This is a genomic window from Chryseobacterium sp. Tr-659, from assembly GCF_011752975.1.
Classification (GTDB): Bacteria; Bacteroidota; Bacteroidia; order Flavobacteriales; family Weeksellaceae; genus Chryseobacterium.
Genome location: NZ_VWWP01000034.1, coordinates 1 through 255, shown reverse-complemented (window position 1 = coordinate 255; position 255 = coordinate 1). Strand labels below are relative to the sequence as shown.

At 46.7% G+C, this 255-nt stretch carries 1 rRNA gene; it reads left to right on the top strand.

From position 1 onward, the window contains the following. Nucleotides 1-255 (top strand): 23S ribosomal RNA (locus F3J23_RS21565); the annotation flags it as partial.

The following is a 255-nucleotide window of genomic DNA, read 5'->3' as shown; positions in this document are numbered from 1 at the left end:
CAAGGCTAAATACTCCTGAAAGACCGATAGTGAACAAGTACTGTGAAGGAAAGGTGAAAAGCACTTCGAATAGAAGGGTGAAATAGAACCTGAAACCGTACGCCTACAAGCGGTCGGAGCAGCATTACGCTGTGACGGCGTGCCTTTTGCATAATGAGCCTACGAGTTAATTTTACTAGCGAGGTTAAGGTATTAAGTACCGGAGCCGGAGCGAAAGCGAGTCTGAATAGGGCGCATAGTTAGTAGGATTAGACG